Origin of the sequence: Paraburkholderia bannensis NBRC 103871 (assembly GCF_000685015.1) — a bacterium.
Classification (GTDB): domain Bacteria; phylum Pseudomonadota; class Gammaproteobacteria; order Burkholderiales; family Burkholderiaceae; genus Paraburkholderia; species Paraburkholderia bannensis.
The window spans coordinates 13,796-29,620 of record NZ_BAYA01000020.1; the positions used below are offsets into that span (position 1 = coordinate 13,796).

The window sequence follows — 15,825 nt, forward strand, 5'->3', positions numbered from 1 at the left end:
TTGATGTGTTGAATAGCGGATAGCGGATAGCGATGGAAGCTTTATAGCGCAGAGCGAACGGCGCTTTGTATCCCAATGTATCCGCCTCTTCCGACGACACAAAACATTGCACGGCGGGTGTAAAAAGACCGTTTTTTCGCCCGCCGATGCTGGGTGAATCAGACTGGGACAGGCACACGGCACGGTTTGAAGGTCTCGGGGCATACTGCGCGTCTTCAATTCAAACGCCCCCTTTTTTCATCCCCTTCGCGCCGGAGTTCCTGCTTGTTCACCAACGAATTCGTCTCTCCCTCGCCGGGTTTCAGCGGCGCCGCCGCCGAACGGTTGATCGGCTGCCGCCCACTGCTGCGCGCGCGCCGTGCTGTGCTTGGGCGGCTGCCGTTCATGACGCTCGCGAGCGACGTCGCCGATATCGTCTATTGCACGTGGGCCGTCGATCTGCCGCGTATCCAGGCGGCCGGGCTCGTGCCGCCCGGCGTCGAACTCGTACAACGCGAAGGCAAGACGCTTTTCACGATCCTGACCTACGCACACCGGCATTTCGGCCCGGCGATGGCGGGCCCGTTACGGCGGCTCTTTGGGTCGCCGCTGCAAAGCAACTGGCGCTTCTATGTCGATCGCTTCGGTGGCGCGAGCGCGCCGGAGCCGACCGTCCTGTTCGTCAAGAACGTGGTCGATCAGGCGATCTATGCGATCGGCAGCCGCGTGTTCAGCGACGCGCTGCCCTCGCATCTGTCACAGCACTTCGAGCATCGCAGCCATGCGCAGGGCTATCGCACCGTGATTACGGGCGGACGCGGCAGCGCGCCGGACTTTCGGTGTGAAGCCCGGCACACCACGGCGCGTGCATTGCCGCCGCAATTCGGCAGTTTCTTCAACTCGTGGGATGAAGCGGTGGCGGGGATCTGTCTTCAGGACGCGGCGCTCTCGCATGTCGAGGATTGCGGACGACTCGCGCACGCACGCATCGACCTGCCGATCGATCCGCAAAGCGCCCAGCCGCTGGAAGTCGCGCCGACGGCGGTGAGCGGCGCCTTTCTCGACGGTATTGGCGCGACGGGCGCGCCGTTGTGCTTCGTTATTCCTGCTGCGCCGTTTCGCGTGATTTCGGAACGTCTGATTTAAGCGCGACACGCGAGCGAAACGGCCTGGCCGCCCGCGGAGCCAGCGCCAGCACCGCGAGGCAAAACGCCACCTGGGACACATAGAACGTCGCGAGCCACTGTCCGTGGCGCGCGACGTAATAGCCGTTGTGCACCACATCGACCACGATGATCGCGACCGTCAGCGCGAGGCCCGCGCGCGGGCGCACGAACAGCAGCAGCGCCGCGAGCGGGTCGAGGAGCGTGAGCAGGCTCCAGAAGACCTGGCTCGCGAACAGGACGTCGCCGCCATAACCGTAGTCCCAGAACAACCCGTGCGCCGCGATGGCGCGCGCGTGATTGAAGGTCGCCGCAAGCAGGCAGAGCGCGAAGACTGCGCGAATCAAAAGGGAACGCAAAAGGGAGCGTCGATCCATGCGGCGTGCGCAGGCGTTGATTGAATGGCCTGGCGAAGCGTATCAGACGACACACCGGACGCTATTTCTGGCCATCCGGCCAGGTGTTGCGCATCGGCGCCCGTTCTTAAGATTTTCGCGTCGGACTCGATCCCGCAGTCCTTTTCCGCTTCGTCACCATTCGGCCCTTCACCGTGTTCACCCAGAACTTGATGGCGCGCAAACCGGCGCTATGCGAGTGTCGCTCACGGCTTGACGAATGGTGTCAATAATGACACCATGAAACACGAACAGACAATACTCGAACAGATGCGCGGCGAACCCGCCAACGTGCGCTTCAACGACCTCTTCAAGGTCTGTGAAACGTTCTTCGGCGCGGCCCGTCAGTCCGGCTCCAGTCATGCGGTTTTCAGGATGCCGTGGCCGGGCGACCCGCGCGTGAATATCCAGAACGATCACGGCAAGGCCAAGGTGTATCAGGTGCGCCAGGTGCTCGCCGCGATCGACAAGCTCAAGGAGCTGCAATCATGAAGCACGATCACTTTACGTATCGCATCTCGTGGTCGCCGGAGGATGGGGAACACGTTGGGCTGTGCGCGGAGTTTCCCTCGCTCTCGTGGCTCGACAAGTCGCCCGAAGGCGCGCTGGCCGGCATTCGCCGCCTGGTGGACGAAGTCGTGCAGGAAATGACGGCCAACGGCGAGAAAGTGCCCGATCCTATCGCCGATCGCAGCTATAGCGGCATCTTCAAGGTGCGCATTCCGCCTGCGGCCCATCGCGCGCTCGTGATCCAGGCCACCGAAGACGGCGTGAGCCTCAACCGTCTGGTCAGCGCAAAGCTCTGCGCCTAGTCAGCAATCAAGACGGGCGGCTGAATCAGCGTGCTTAGGCGTACCTCAGTGCTTCGGCGTGAATCGAGCAGCGCGCTCAATTGACACGGTTCAATCGGCGCGGTTCAAGCGGCCGCGCGTCATCACCCAGATCGCCACGGCGGCCGCTGCGAATCCGGACGATGCGCCCACCAGCAATGCCCAGCGCGGGCCCCAGTGGTCGGCCACCCAGCCGACGATCGGCGCGCCGATGGGCGTGCCGCCCAGCGCCACGGCCAGCCGGATCGCAAGCACGCGCCCGCGCATCGAAGGCTCGGTCGAAAGCTGCATCAGGCTGTTGGTTTCCGTCGTGACCGTCAGCGCCGCCACGCCGATCACCACCAGCGCGGCGCCGAACCAGCCATAGCTCGGCGCGATGGCCGCCAGCACGCAACCCACGCCGAACATCGCGGACGCAACCAGCAACGACGTAAAGCGCGGGTTGCTGCGATGCGCGCCGAACAGCGCGCCCGACACCGTGCCCACCGCCATCAATGAGGACAGCAGGCCGTAGCCGCCCGCATCGGCGTGAAAGACGCGCACGGCCATCGTCGAAATGAAGATCGGAAAATTCAGGCCGAAGGTGCCGATCAAGAACAGCATGACCACAATCGCCTTCAGGTCAGGGCGCGACCACACGTAGCGAAACCCCGCTACCAGGCTGCCCTTGGCGGGTTTGGCGCGCGCGCGGTTGCGCAGTTCGTGCGAGCGCAGCCGCGTGAGCGACACCAGCACGGCGACGAACGACAGCCCGTTGAGCACGAACGCCCAGCCCACGCCCACTGAAGCAATCACCACGCCCGCGACCGCGGGGCCCACCATGCGCGCGGCGTTGAACGAGGTCGAATTGAGCGCGACGGCATTGGCCAGGTCGCCATCGCCAACCAGCTCTGAAACGAAGGTCTGGCGCACCGGCGAATCGAACGCCGTCGTCGTGCCGAACAGAAACGCGAACACATAGACCTGCCAGAGCTGCACCACGCCCGTGATCGTGAGCAGCCCGAGCGCCAGTGCGAGCACACCCAGGATGGCCTGGGTGAACATCAGCAGGCGGCGCTGATCGAAGTGATCGGCGGCGTAGCCCGACCACGGCAGAAACAGCAACTGCGGCCCGAACTGCAAGCCCATCACCACGCCCACCGCTGCCGCGCTGTGGTGCGTGAGGCCGGTCAGGACGAGCCAATCCTGCGCGGTGCGCTGCATCCACGTGCCGACGTTGGACACCAGGGCGCCCGCTGACCACACGCGATAGTTGAAGCTGCGCAGCGAACGGAACATGCCGGTGGCGGAATCGCTCATGCCTTGCCTCCCGTTGCTATGGCTGCACGAGACGCTGAAGCAGCGCGACGGCGCGCGCCAGTTCCGTCTGCTCGGCGTTGGAGAGCTGCGCGTCGATCGTGCGCGCGAGCCAGTCCTGGCGCGACGCGCGACTGGCGCGCATGCGGCTTGCGAAGGCGTCGGTGAGCGACCAGAGCGTCTGGCGGCCATCAGCGGGATCCGGCGCGCCGGTCAGCAAACCGGCCGCTTCAAGCGCGGCGACCACCGTGCCCATCGACTGCGGGCGCATGCCTTCGGCGCGCGCGAGGCTCGACACCGTGGCAGGGCCGTCGCGCTCCAGGCGTTGCAGGAGCGCCAGTTGGGATGGCGTGAAGTCACCGGCGCTCGACTGCTCGCGCAGACGCCGCTTGAGCTTGCCGACCAGGGCGCGCAGGTCGCCCGCGAGCGCATCGGCCTGCGCAGAAACAGGTTCGGCGCCAGGACGGGACTGGCCAGGGGTCGTTGGGGAGGTCATGCGCGCATTCTAGATAATATGAAGCTAAACTGCAAAGCTTACCTTCATATCTACGCGTAAGGATGGCGTACCCGCCGCCCCCGAAGACCGTCTCAGTCGGTCGATTGCGTGCTGTTGAACAGCGCCAGTTGCGCGTCGAAGGCACGCCGGTACGCGGGCCGCGCCTCGCCGCGCGCGGCATAAGCGGCAAGCGCCGGAAATTCGTCCAGCAGGCCCGACGCCCGCAACCTCAGCAGCACCGTCACCATCATCAGGTCGCCCGCGCTGAATCCGCCGTCGAGCCACCCGCCAGCATCCGGACATTCGGCAAGCTCGCCCAGACGGCCACGGATGCGATCCTCGACAAGGGGCAGTCGCGCCTCGTACCAGGGCTTGTCGCGCTCCTGGAACTTGAGGGTCTGCAATTCGAGAATCGGCGGCTCGACAGTGTTGAGCGCGGCGAACATCCACGCGATCGCGCGGGCCCTGGCATTGGCCTTGTCAGGCAGCAGCCCCGCATGACGCTGAGCGATGTGAAGCACGATGGCCCCCGACTCGAAGAGGCAAAGATCGCCCTCCTCATAAGTCGGAATCTGCCCAAACGGATGCCGCGCCCGATGTGCGGGCGCCTTCATCGCCGCGAACGAAACCAGACGAACCTCGTACGGTTGTCCCACCTCTTCGAGCGCCCACCGAACCCGCATGTCGCGCGCCAGTCCCCTGCCGCGATCGGGCGACCGTTCGAAGACCGAAATAATCGGAAGGCATGTTGAATTCATGGCGCATTTTCCGTGGTGGACACAACCAGACCTGGATCAAACAACCTCTCCCCAAACCTTTCTACCACCCTTCAGATTCATCAGACGATGCCGTAACCACAGACTGACTGACCTGCTGACCTCGCCTCAAAGGCGCTCACTTTCTGTGGAAGGCCTATGAAGAACCTGAAGCTATCGACGCGTCTGATTGCGGGCTTTTCCCTGCTGACCTTGTTGCTTTTCGCCATGGCCGGCCTGGCGTTTTACGGTCTATCGCAGTTGAACGGCAAGCTGGACGAGATCGCGCGCATCAACAACACCGAATCCCGCCTTGCCAACGTGCTGAAGTCGTCGATCCAGGATCGCGCCATCGCCGTGCGCAACCTGGCCTTTCTGGAAGATCGCCAGGCACTCCTCGCCGAAGTCGATCGCATCCGCAAGCAGGAGCAGATTTACGCCGATGCCGCCAGGCAGCTACGCGACATGTTCGCGCATGAAGTCACCACAAGCGACAGCGAACGCAGGCTGCTGGCCGAAGTCGACCAGAGCGAAGCTGCCGCCGTCCCGCCGATGAACCATGCCGTCGAGCAGGCCGTCGCCGGCGACATTCCCGCCGCCACGCGCACCATCATGCACGAAGCGCGCGCGCCGCAACGCGCATGGCTTGCGAAAGCGGTCGCGCTCGCCGATCAGGAGGACCAGGAAAACGCCGCATCGCAGCAGGACGCGGAGCAAACGTACCGCAATATCCGCATCCTGGTCGGCTCGATGGTGGCGCTAGCCATCATGGTCGCCGTCGTCACTGCCGTGCTTCTCACGCGCAGCGTGCTGCGCCAGCTGGGCGGCGAACCCAGCGATGCGCAGCAGATCGCCGGCCAGATCGCGGCGGGCAACCTGGCCGTCCCCATCCGGCTCGCCGATGGCGACGGGCACAGCCTGATGGCGTCACTCGAAACGATGCGCGCGCGACTGACGCGCATCGTGGGGGACATCAAGGCATCGGCGGAATCGATTTCCGTGGCGGCCGGAGAGATCGCGCAGGGCAATCTGGATCTTTCGCAACGCACCGAGGAACAAGCCGCCTCGCTCGAACAGACCGCCGCGAGCATGGAAGAGCTGACGGCCACGGTCAAGGCCAACACCGACAACGCACGCCAGGGCAGCACGCTGGCCGGCACGGCTTCGCAGACCGCCAGCGCAGGCGGCGATGTCGTGCATCGCGTGGTTGGCACCATGCAGGACATTTCGTCGAGCTCATCGAAAGTCGCGGAGATCATCGCGGTGATCGAAGGCATTGCCTTCCAGACCAATATCCTCGCGCTCAATGCCGCCGTCGAAGCGGCGCGCGCGGGCGAGCAAGGGCGCGGCTTCGCGGTGGTCGCGGGCGAAGTGCGCACGCTCGCGCAACGCAGCGCGAGCGCCGCCAGGGAGATCAAGGCGCTGATCGAGACCTCGGTGTCGCATGTGCGGGCGGGCTCGGAACTCGTGCATGACGCGGGGCAGACCATGAGCGAGGTGGTGCGCTCGGTGCAGCGCGTGACGGACATCATGGGCGAGATCGCATCCGCATCGGTCGAGCAGACCACCGGCATCGAACAGGTGAACGTGGCCGTAACGCAGATGGATCACGTCACGCAGCAGAACGCCGCGCTCGTCGAGCAGGCCACGGCGGCGGCGCAGGCCATGGCCGACCAGGCCGGGACGCTGCGCGCCGCCGTGTCGATTTTCAGGCTGGGGGCCTGATCGTCCTGGCTTCGGTGGCGCATCGGTGTCCTGGCGGCGCCATAGCAACCGCGACCAATACTTCCAGAACGAGGAAGGATGACTTCCCGAAATCATGGTTAACCCCAGGGCTTCAAACTCCTAGACTTGCCTCATCGGTTGCGGCGAATCCGCCGCACCGAATACCAAAGCACATTGGAGGTTGTCATGAAGTCCCTGATTCAAGCCGTCGCCGTTGCTGTTGCCCTCGTTGTTCCGGTTGCCTCGTTCGCCCAGTCGAATGGCCCGCTGACCCGCGCTCAGGTGCGCGCCGAACTGGTTCAGCTCGAAAAGGCCGGTTATAGCCCCGCACGCGGCAACGACCCGCACTACCCCGACGACATCCTTGCCGCCGAAGCCAAGGTTGCCGCGCAAAACACCGCCGTCGGCGGCGTGTCGGATGGATCGAGCGCGTCGGGTGCGCCGGTTGCCGTGCGCCCCTCGTACGACGGCATGAAGCCGGTCTACTTCGGCCAGTAAGACTTTGGCCTCGCGCTGAAAGACCGCGTATGACTCAAACCGCGACGGCATCCTCAGTGAAGAACGGGTAGTCGGTATACCCCACTGCGGTGCCGCCGAAGAAGGTTGCGCGGTCGTACGGATTGAGCGGCAGATGCTTGCGCAGCCGCTCGGGCAGATCCGGATTCGCGATGAAGTGCCGCCCGAACGCGACCAGATCGGCGTCGCCTGACTGCACGATCGCTTCGGCGCTCGCACCATCGAAGCCGCCTGCCACGACGATCGGCCCGTGAAAGACCGCGCGCAGCGTCTTTGCCGCGACCGGCGCCTGGTCGCGCGCATCGTCCTCGATATTGCCGGCGATGCGCGGCTCGATCAGGTGCAGGTAGGCAATGCCGAGCGCGTTCAGCTGCGCCGCGACGTACGCAAAGAGCGCCTGCGGATCGCTATCGGACATATCGCCCCAGGAGCCGCTCGGCCCAAGCCGAACCGCAACCTTGTCCGCCCCCCAGATATCAATCACGGCACGCGTCGTATCGAGCAGCAAACGCGCGCGGTTTTCGATCGAGCCGCCGTATTCGTCCGTGCGCCGGTTGCTGCCGTTCTGAAGAAACTGGTCGAACAGATAGCCATTGGCGGCATGCAGTTCCACGCCGTCGAAGCCCGCCGCCACGCCGCGCTGCGCCGCCGACCGGAAGCGCTCGACGATGGCCGCGACTTCCGCCGTTTCGAGCGCCCGATTGGGCGTGTTCGGCACCCAGCCCGCCTCCGTGTAAGCGACGCCGCCGTGCGGCACTTCGGACGGCCCGACCGGGCGTCCGCCGTCGGGCTGCAACTGCGCGTTCGACTGCCGGCCCGCGTGATACAGCTGAAGAAAAATCTTGCCGCCCCTGGCGTGCACCGCATCGGTGACGGCTTTCCATCCGGCGACCTGGCTGTCGTCGTAAAGCCCCGGCGCGCCGAGATACCCGTTGCCTTCCGGCGCGGCGATGGTCGCCTCGCCGATCAGCAACGCGCCGCGCGAAGTACGTTGTGCGTAATATTCGGCCATCAGCGGGCCGGGGCGCGCGCCCTCTTCGGCTCGCATGCGGGTGAGCGGGGCGAGCACGACGCGATGCGCGAATTCATACGAACCGACCTTGACGGGTGAAAAGAGTCTGGACATTTCGATCTCCACAATTCCGTTTAGCTGCTGCGTCATGCCGACAACCGGCGACGCTTGAGACGAAATGTAGAGGCGCAGCCGTCCGGGAAAAACCGTCTGGCGGTGGGCTCAGCCCGGACACGCGTGTCCGCAGTCGCGCAGTGACCACCAGCGGTGACGCTGGCGCGATTGTTCCGGCGAACCGAATAGTCATGCCGGCACCGGGGGATTTACCGCGCGGCCAGCCGTTCCGATAATGCGCAATCGCGCTCGCGCGCACGAAGGGAAAACCTCGCGATGACCGGTGCCGAACGCGTAACCAGCAGCGGCGCCCGCACCTCGGGCGCGCTCGATCACATGAGCGGCATGGTCGTGTTCACGCGCGTGGCGGAAACGCTGAGCTTCGCCGAGGCCGGGCGGCAACTCGGCCTCTCGGCGTCGGCAATCGGCAAGGCGGTCGCGCGGCTGGAAACGCGCCTGGGCGTGCGGCTTTTTCATCGCAGCACACGCAGCGTGCGCCTCACGCCCGAAGGCGAATTGTTTCTCGCGCGCTGCCAGCGCATCCTCGGCGAAATCGAGGAAGCCGAATCCGATTTGGCAATCTCGCGCGCGAGGCCAATGGGCCGCCTGCGCGTGAGCATTCCGCTCGTCGGCACCTTGCTGATGCCGGTGCTCTCGGCGTTCATGCGCGACTATCCGGAGGTGCAGCTCGATATCGACTTCAGCGACCGCATGGTCGACGTGATCGAGGAGGGTCTCGACGTCGTGCTGCGCACCGGCGACGCTGTCGATTCGCAGCTCACGATGCGCACGCTCGGCCACTACACGCATTTGATCGTCGGCGCGCCCGCCTATCTCGATGCACGCGGCACGCCGACGACGCCGGAAGCACTGAGCGAACACGCCTGCCTTCAGCATCGCTTTTCACGCTCCGGGCGGCTGCGGCGCTGGCGCTTCGTGCGCGACGGCGAATCGTTCGATATCGACCTGCCTTCGACAGCCATCGCGAGCGCGGTGGAGCCGCTCATCGCGCTGGCCGAAGCGGGACTCGGTCTCGCGAGCGTGCCCGACTTCAGCGTGCGCAAGCAGCTTGCCGACGGCTCGCTGGTCGCCGTGCTGCGCGACTTCACGGCCGACCGGATTGCGTTTAGCGCGCTCTGGCCGTCGGGCCGCATGACGCAGCCGAAGGTGCGTGTGTTCGTGGACTTCCTGCACCGGCACCTGTTTCCCGGCGCGACGTAACGTGGCGTCGCGCGGGCGGGCGGCGCGACGTCCGGGCTACCGCTCCACGCTACAGCTCCAGATAGCGCGCCTGATCGAGGTCGGCAATGAGCGACGGCCCGACCGGCTTCCAGCCAAGACGTGCTTGCGTCAGCGCGCTCGACGCGGGCATGTCCATGCCGACGAACATCGCCATCCAGCCGAACTGTGCCTGCGCCTGCTCCGCCGCGATCGACACGACGGGCAGCTTGAGACCGCGCCCGAGCGACTCCGCGATCTCGCGGCTGCTCACGCCCTCTTCGCCCACGGCGTGATAGCGCGCGCCCGGCGCCGCCTTTTCGATGGCGAGCCGATAAAGCCGCACGACGTCGGACAGATGTCCGGCAGGCCAGCGGTTGTGGCCCTCGCCGACATAGGCGACCGCGCCCTTCTCGCGCGCAATCGCGATCAGCGGCGAAATCAGCCCTTGCCTGAAGGGGTTATGCACTTGCGGCAGGCGCATCACCGAGACATTCACGCCCGCGTCGAGCAGCGCGTTGCCCGCGATTTCCGAGCCGATGCGTGGATTCGGATGGGTCGTATTGAACACGTCCTCGCTCGCGAGTTCGCCATGTTCGCCGCTGCCCACGCCCGTGCCCGAGGTAATCAGCAAGGGCCGATCCGAGCCCGCCAGCACCGAGCCGAGCGCCGCGATCGCACGCTTGTCCTTTTCGCAGTTCTCGACGAAGCGCGAAAAGTCGTGATCGAAGGCCGCGTGGATCACGGCATCGGCCTGCTGCGCGCCGCGCTTGAGGCTCTCGACATCCTCCAGCGTGCCGAAATGCGCTTGCGCGCCCGCTGTGCGCAGCGCCTGCGCGCCTGCATCCGAGCGCGTCATGCCGGTCACTTCGTGGCCCGCCTCGATCAGTTCCGGAACAAGGGCCGAGCCGATAAAACCGGTCGCACCCGTCAAAAAGATTCGCATGCTCAACTCCTTCTGGTCGTGACAGGCGCACTATCTGCCGAATCTTTATTCCGTTAAAGTAGTGACGTTATCATGGTAAAACGACTAACAGGAATGCCATGTCAGTCACCACGCCTGCCTCGCTCGGCGACTTCCTGAAGAGCCGCCGCACCCGCCTCGACCCCGCCAGCTTTGGTTTTTCCGGGCGTCGACGCACGCCTGGCCTGCGCCGCGAAGAAGTCGCGCAACGCGCCAATATCAGCCCGACCTGGTACACATGGCTCGAACAGGGGCGCGGCGGCGCGCCCTCGGCAAGCGTGCTCGAACGCATCGCGAGCGCGCTGATGCTCACCCATACCGAGCGCGAACATCTTTTCATGCTCGGTCTGGGCCGCCCGCCCGAAGTCCGCTATCGCGCCGTCAACGACGTGCACCCGCGCCTGCAACGTTTTCTCGATTCACTGGAATCGAGCCCCGCCATCATCAAAAATCCGGTCTGGGACGTGATTGCGTGGAACCGGGCCGCGGCCGTCGTGCTGACCGACTACGGCGCGCTGCCGCCCGATGGGCGCAATATCCTGCGTTTTCTATTCGGCAATGCAGCGGTGCGCGCGAAGCAGCATGACTGGGACAGCGTCGCGCGATTCGTCGTGGGCGCGTTCAGGGCCGATGTGGCGCGTGCGGGCCTGGTATCGGAGGCGGGCAAACTCGTCGATGAACTGTGCGCCGCGAGTCCGCAATTCGAGGCATTGTGGCGCGAGAACGACCTGCACAATCACGCCGATGGCGGCGTCAAACGTCTGCTGCATCCGCAACTCGGGCAAATCGAGCTGGAGTATTCGGCCTTTGCCGTCGATGGCCGTCCAGACCTGGGCATGATCGTCTATACGCCGCTAGACGACGACACGGCTCAACGCATCAAGACGCTAGCCGAAAATGCCACGCTGGGCGATCACACGCTGCCCGCCGAAAATCCTGCCTTCTCCTCAGACTAAATCGAATGGCTCCTGGCGAGCCATTTACTCCGCTTATTCAGGATTACCAATTTCCGGCCTGGAATTCCCAAACATTACGATGAAGGCCCACGATAGCTTGATTCAATTTGAATCCGCTATGTCAACGACCTGTAATGATGAGAATGCGGTCAATCGCCCAGCGGGAAAAACTGAGGCAGGCAGGTTAGCAATCGAAGCAACCTGCCACGCGACCCTGTCCAACCGGGACTGACGCATCCCGGCACAACAAACTCCGCGACGTTTCACAGCGCGATCCAGCCGGAGACAACCATGAGACCCGTTTGCCCCTTGTTTCTGGGCTTGATGTTGGTTTTTTGCGCGCTCACGGCTCAAGCCGATGGCGTGACCGGTGCCGGCAGCACCCTCGCTGCCCCGCTCTATACGCGATGGGCCGCCGAATATCGACAGGCTGGCGGCGGCAAGGTCAGCTATCACGGCACCGGATCGTCCGACGGCGTAAAACAAGTCATTTCCCGCGAAGTCGATTTCGCCGGTTCAGATGCGCCGCTCACTGACGACGAACTCAGCCGCAACGGCCTGCGTCAGTTTCCCACTGCAATAGGCGGCGTGGTGCCCGTCGTCAACCTGCCGGGAATCAAGGCTGGCCAGCTGATATTGACGGGCGAAGTGCTCGGCAATATATTCCTCGGCAAAATCCAGTATTGGGACGATCCGGCCATCGTCCGGTTGAATCCGCAGATCAAAATGCCCGATACGCCCATTGCGGTGGTTCGCCGTCAGGACGGCTCGGGCACGACCTTGATCTGGACGCATTATCTCGCCCAGGTCAGCCCGGAATGGAAGCGGCGCGTCGGCGAAGGCACCAGCGTCCATTGGCCGTTGGGAATCGGCGGCAAAGGCAACGAGGGCGTCGCGACCTACGTTGGCTATCTGCCTGGCGCGATTGGTTACGTGGCGTGGGATTTTACGAAGCAAAATCACCTGACGTATGTGGCGATGACCAATGTTGCAGGCGCGATCGTCCAGCCGGGCCCACCCTCGTTCAACGCGGCCGTTGCAAGCGCCAATTGGGCCAGTTCGCTGGCGCCGATCCTCACCAACCAGCCCGACCACGACGCATGGCCAGTCGTGGGCGCGACCTATGTGCTATTGCACGCCGCGCCTGACGGCTCCGGTCGCGCCGACGAAACATTGAAATTCTTCGACTGGGCATTCACGCACGGAGCCGCCGCGCTGCGGACGCTCGACTATGTGTCGCTGCCGGAAACCGTCGTGTCGCGAATCCGCGCTCAATGGCCCGACATGGCGCACAACGATTCGATGCATAAATCGGTCGCAGCCAAGTGACGCGTGACGCCGCACGCCCTTGTCCTTTCATTCGACCGAATCGTGAATATCGGTGAGCCGGATCATGGACGGTTGCACGCTCGTGTCTTCCTCCACGTCATCCTGCGTGGGCGGATGAATGAGCGCATCGAGCCGTGCGCGCGTCGCGAGAAACTCGGGTGAATTGAATTGCGCATAGCTGCGAGGTCTCGGCACCGGGACTTCGATCAGCTCCTGCACCTCGCCCGGATTCGCCTTGAGCACGAGAATGCGATCGGCCAGAAAGATCGCTTCGTCAAGGTCATGCGTAATGAAGAAGATCGTGATATCCACGTTGCGCCAGATATCGAGCAAATGACGCTGCATTTTGGCGCGCGTCTGCGCGTCGAGCGCGCCAAACGGCTCGTCCATCAGCAGGATCCTGGGCCGGTTGGCGAGCGCACGCGCAATCGCCACGCGCTGCTTCATGCCGCCCGACAGCTGATGCGGATACGCATTGGCGAACTTCTCCAGCCCCACGAGATCGAGCCATTGCAGCGCCTCGCGTTCCGCCTGCGCCGCGCCCTGCCCACTCATACGCAGTCCGAACATCACGTTTTTCTTCACCGTGAGCCACGGAAACAGCGTATAGCCCTGGAACACCATGCCGCGGTCGACGCCCGGCCCGCGCACCGGCTTGCCGTCGACGCGCACTTCGCCCGACGTCTGTGCGTCCAGTCCCGCGAGAATGCGGATCAAGGTGGACTTGCCGCATCCCGAAGGCCCAATCACGCAGACGAATTCGCGCCGGTGCGTCGTGAAGCTGATATCGGAAAGCGCCGTATGCTCGCCTTGCGGCGTGGCGAAGCGCCTGGTGAGATTGCGCACTTCGAGAATCGGCTCGCGCGCCTTGAGCTTTGCGAAACGCTCGCGTACCTCGCTGGATTGCAGAAGATAGTCGGGGACGGGCTGCGGGTTGTACATGGTGGCGTCCTTTTAAATGAAAGCGTGATGCATGCGAGGCTCATGAAGCGCGTTCACGCCTTCAAGATGCGATCCCACGGAAACAGCTTGCGTCCGACGTACGCAAGCACGAGATCGGTGCCCAGGCCAATGATGCCGATCATCATGATCGCGGCATAGACGTTGTCGAAGTGCTGATAGCGCGCCTGCTGCGTGATGTACCAGGTGATGCCCGAACTCGTGCCCACCAGTTCGGCGACGATCAGGTACGTCCACGCCCAGCCCAGCAAGATGCGCTGGTCGCGATAGAGGTCGGGCAGGATGCCCGGCACGACAACGTGCGTGAGCAGCTTCAGGCGCGTCGTCCCCAGCGTCATCGCCGCTTCAAGCAAGCCGAACTCCAGCTTGCGCGTGGTGTTCGCGATGATGAGCACCTGCTGGAACAACGTGCCGATCACGATAATGGCGATCTTCGGCGCGTCGTAAATGCCGAGCACGGCCACCATCAGCGCGCCGAAAGCGGGCGCGGGCAGATAGCGGAAGAACTCGAAGAACGGTTCCTGAAGGCGGGCCAGCGCGCTATACGTGCCGCACACGATGCCCAGCGGCACGCCGATCAGCGACGACACCAGAAAGCCCCAGAAAATGATCTGCACGCTGTGCCAGAGGCTTTGATGCAGCCACACGCCATCCGCGGAAGCAGGCGGCGTGGTGAACGCCGTGTAGAACGCGCGCAAGACTTCGTGCGGCGCGGGCAGGTACACGGGATTGGCGGGGACGCCCGCCGGCAGCGCCGCGTGCGTCTCGCGCGCATGCGCAAGCTCGTCGGCGAATATCGCTTTGTCGATACGCATGCCCGGCTGGAAATAATCGACGCTGCCGGGCTGCGTGATCAACATCTGCGGATGCCACACGAACGGCACATAGCTCACCACGCACCACACGAGGAGCGGCACCAGAAACGAGCCGAGTCCCAACATCCATTTGCCGCGTGGCGTTAGCTCGCGGCGCACTGCAAACATACCGGTCTGGCTGATTTCGGCCATGGCGCTCTCCTCTTGTGCTGCTAGACGGCGGTGCGGTTTACTTCAATGCGCTCGTGAGCGACGGGTCGACATAAGTCCCCACGTCCTGCGACGTCTTGTAGACCTGGTACTTCACGTTGAACACGTCGGCGGCATGGCTGGAACCGTAAAGCGACTTGAAGCCGTCCGCCTTCACGTAGGCCTGCTGCGCCTCGGGCAGCGTGAGCAACTTCGTGCCCTTGAGCAGCGGCAGGTATTGCGCGGGCGTGAGGCCCACACGCGCCGACATGATCTTCACCGCATCGCCTTGCGTGGCCGGGTCTTCGATGTAATGCACGACGCGATACCAGACCTTGGCGAGCTTTTCGTAGTCCGCCTTGTGCGCCGCGAGGCTCACGGGATTCACGGCGAGCACGTCGTAAATCAGGCCCGGTTCGTCGGCGGAGGTAAACACCGGGCGCGCGCCCGGCACCGCGCGCTGCGCCTCGCCCGCATTGGGCTGCCACGCGGCAATCGCAGCGATGTCGGACGACGCCAGCACTTGCGGCGTTTCCGTCGTCTTCGCATTCACGAGCGTGACGTCGCCCTCTTTCATGCCCGCGCGCTGCAACGCGTCGAGCAGCAGCAAATGATCGACCACGCCAAACTCGACGCCGATCTTCTTGCCCTTCAAGTCCTGGATCTTCCGGGCAGGCGGCTTGGCAATCACCATATCGTTGCCGTTCGAATAATCGGTGATCAGCGCCATCACGTTTTTCGCGCCGTTGGCGCCCATCGTGAGCGCGTCGCCGTTTGTCACGAGCACGGCATCGAGCTTGTTCGCGGCGAATGCGTCCATCGAAGCGGCGTAATCGAACCAGTCGAACTTCACGTCCAGACCGGCTTCCTTGAACCAGCCCTTGTCAATGGCGACCTGCCACGCGACCCAGCCCGGCCAGTCGCTATAACCGATACGCAGCGGCGCGGCGCTCGCGGCCTGGCTGGCCGCGGCAAAAAGGCCGGCGGCGAGCGCGACGCCCGCGGCAAGCCGGGTGGCCCAGCGGCGCGCCGGGGCCGCGCCTTGTTCAAACGTAACGTGCGTGGTTTTCATGGCTGATCTCCAGGTATTGAACGGTACGGCAGTGGTTTTTA

The 15,825-nt window shown here is 64.2% G+C and carries 17 protein-coding genes; 8 read left to right on the plus strand and 9 right to left on the minus strand.

Annotated elements, in window-relative coordinates; all coding sequences use genetic code 11:
- Positions 1-264 precede the first annotated feature (264 nt).
- Positions 265-1,125 carry a DUF2071 domain-containing protein gene (locus BBA01S_RS26800; protein WP_027819138.1) on the plus strand — a complete coding sequence of 287 codons (861 nt, stop codon included), beginning with the start codon at positions 265-267 and terminating at the stop codon, positions 1,123-1,125.
- Here the strand turns inward: BBA01S_RS26800 and BBA01S_RS26805 are convergent.
- Entirely contained in the window at positions 1,079-1,489 is a 411-nt protein-coding gene (locus BBA01S_RS26805; RefSeq protein WP_218004262.1) for a hypothetical protein, read from the minus strand. The genes BBA01S_RS26800 and BBA01S_RS26805 overlap by 47 nt on opposite strands.
- 288 nt (positions 1,490-1,777) lie before the next feature.
- Between BBA01S_RS26805 and BBA01S_RS26810 the strand changes: the two genes are divergently transcribed.
- Positions 1,778-2,029, plus strand: a complete 252-nt coding sequence (locus tag BBA01S_RS26810) for a toxin HicA (protein ID WP_027819140.1) — start codon at positions 1,778-1,780, stop codon at positions 2,027-2,029.
- Positions 2,026-2,349 carry a type II toxin-antitoxin system HicB family antitoxin gene (locus tag BBA01S_RS26815; RefSeq protein ID WP_027819141.1) on the plus strand — a complete coding sequence of 108 codons (324 nt, stop codon included), beginning with the start codon at positions 2,026-2,028 and terminating at the stop codon, positions 2,347-2,349. The genes BBA01S_RS26810 and BBA01S_RS26815 overlap by 4 nt, the downstream gene beginning before the upstream one ends.
- 90 nt (positions 2,350-2,439) lie before the next feature.
- Here the strand turns inward: BBA01S_RS26815 and BBA01S_RS26820 are convergent, their stop codons facing one another.
- From BBA01S_RS26820 to BBA01S_RS26830, 3 genes are all read right to left on the minus strand, one after another.
- On the minus strand, positions 2,440-3,666 hold the full coding sequence (locus tag BBA01S_RS26820; protein ID WP_027819142.1) for an MFS transporter: 1,227 nt from the start codon (positions 3,664-3,666) through the stop codon (positions 2,440-2,442).
- A 16-nt stretch (positions 3,667-3,682) separates the two neighbouring features.
- Positions 3,683-4,159 carry a MarR family winged helix-turn-helix transcriptional regulator gene (locus tag BBA01S_RS42945; RefSeq protein WP_084162570.1) on the minus strand — a complete coding sequence of 159 codons (477 nt, stop codon included), beginning with the start codon at positions 4,157-4,159 and terminating at the stop codon, positions 3,683-3,685.
- Positions 4,160-4,251: 92 nt separating this feature from the next.
- Positions 4,252-4,917: a glutathione S-transferase family protein gene (locus tag BBA01S_RS26830; protein WP_027819143.1), complete on the minus strand. Its 666-nt coding sequence runs from the start codon at positions 4,915-4,917 to the stop codon at positions 4,252-4,254.
- A gap of 156 nt (positions 4,918-5,073) precedes the next feature.
- On the opposite strand from BBA01S_RS26830, the gene BBA01S_RS42950 reads away from it, so the two are divergent.
- Positions 5,074-6,639, plus strand: a complete 1,566-nt coding sequence (locus tag BBA01S_RS42950) for a methyl-accepting chemotaxis protein (RefSeq protein WP_084162571.1) — start codon at positions 5,074-5,076, stop codon at positions 6,637-6,639.
- 186 nt (positions 6,640-6,825) lie between these two features.
- Complete coding sequence (locus tag BBA01S_RS26840; RefSeq protein ID WP_027819144.1) at positions 6,826-7,137, plus strand: DUF4148 domain-containing protein; 312 nt, start codon at positions 6,826-6,828, stop codon at positions 7,135-7,137.
- Between the two features lie 34 nt (positions 7,138-7,171).
- Here BBA01S_RS26840 and BBA01S_RS26845 read toward each other — a convergent pair whose 3' ends face one another.
- Entirely contained in the window at positions 7,172-8,281 is a 1,110-nt protein-coding gene (locus tag BBA01S_RS26845) for an alkene reductase (protein ID WP_027819145.1), read from the minus strand.
- A gap of 276 nt (positions 8,282-8,557) precedes the next feature.
- On the opposite strand from BBA01S_RS26845, the gene BBA01S_RS26850 reads away from it, so the two are divergent.
- The gene (locus BBA01S_RS26850; protein WP_042297966.1) at positions 8,558-9,502 is read left to right on the plus strand and encodes a LysR family transcriptional regulator; all 945 of its coding nucleotides are present in this window, start codon (positions 8,558-8,560) and stop codon (positions 9,500-9,502) included.
- Between the two features lie 49 nt (positions 9,503-9,551).
- On the opposite strand, the gene BBA01S_RS26855 is transcribed toward BBA01S_RS26850, so the two are convergent.
- Positions 9,552-10,445, minus strand: coding sequence for an SDR family oxidoreductase (locus BBA01S_RS26855; RefSeq protein WP_027819147.1), 894 nt, complete (start codon positions 10,443-10,445; stop codon positions 9,552-9,554).
- Positions 10,446-10,543: 98 nt separating this feature from the next.
- Here BBA01S_RS26855 and BBA01S_RS26860 point away from each other — a divergent pair, with 98 nt between their 5' ends.
- Together BBA01S_RS26860 and pstS are read left to right on the plus strand one after the other, a co-directional pair.
- On the plus strand, positions 10,544-11,419 hold the full coding sequence (locus tag BBA01S_RS26860) for a helix-turn-helix transcriptional regulator (protein WP_027819148.1): 876 nt from the start codon (positions 10,544-10,546) through the stop codon (positions 11,417-11,419).
- A 291-nt stretch (positions 11,420-11,710) separates the two neighbouring features.
- A complete protein-coding gene (gene pstS, locus BBA01S_RS26865) occupies positions 11,711-12,748 on the plus strand; it encodes a phosphate ABC transporter substrate-binding protein PstS (RefSeq protein WP_027819149.1) in 1,038 nt (345 codons plus the stop codon).
- Positions 12,749-12,775: 27 nt separating this feature from the next.
- Here pstS and BBA01S_RS26870 read toward each other — a convergent pair whose 3' ends face one another.
- The 3 genes from BBA01S_RS26870 to BBA01S_RS26880 are packed head-to-tail and all read right to left on the minus strand — an operon-like array spanning position 12,776 to position 15,784.
- On the minus strand, positions 12,776-13,690 hold the full coding sequence (locus BBA01S_RS26870) for an ABC transporter ATP-binding protein (RefSeq protein WP_027819150.1): 915 nt from the start codon (positions 13,688-13,690) through the stop codon (positions 12,776-12,778).
- Between the two features lie 53 nt (positions 13,691-13,743).
- Complete coding sequence (locus BBA01S_RS26875; RefSeq protein WP_027819151.1) at positions 13,744-14,715, minus strand: ABC transporter permease; 972 nt, start codon at positions 14,713-14,715, stop codon at positions 13,744-13,746.
- Between the two features lie 37 nt (positions 14,716-14,752).
- Positions 14,753-15,784, minus strand: coding sequence for an ABC transporter substrate-binding protein (locus BBA01S_RS26880; protein WP_027819152.1), 1,032 nt, complete (start codon positions 15,782-15,784; stop codon positions 14,753-14,755).
- Positions 15,785-15,825 lie beyond the last annotated feature (41 nt).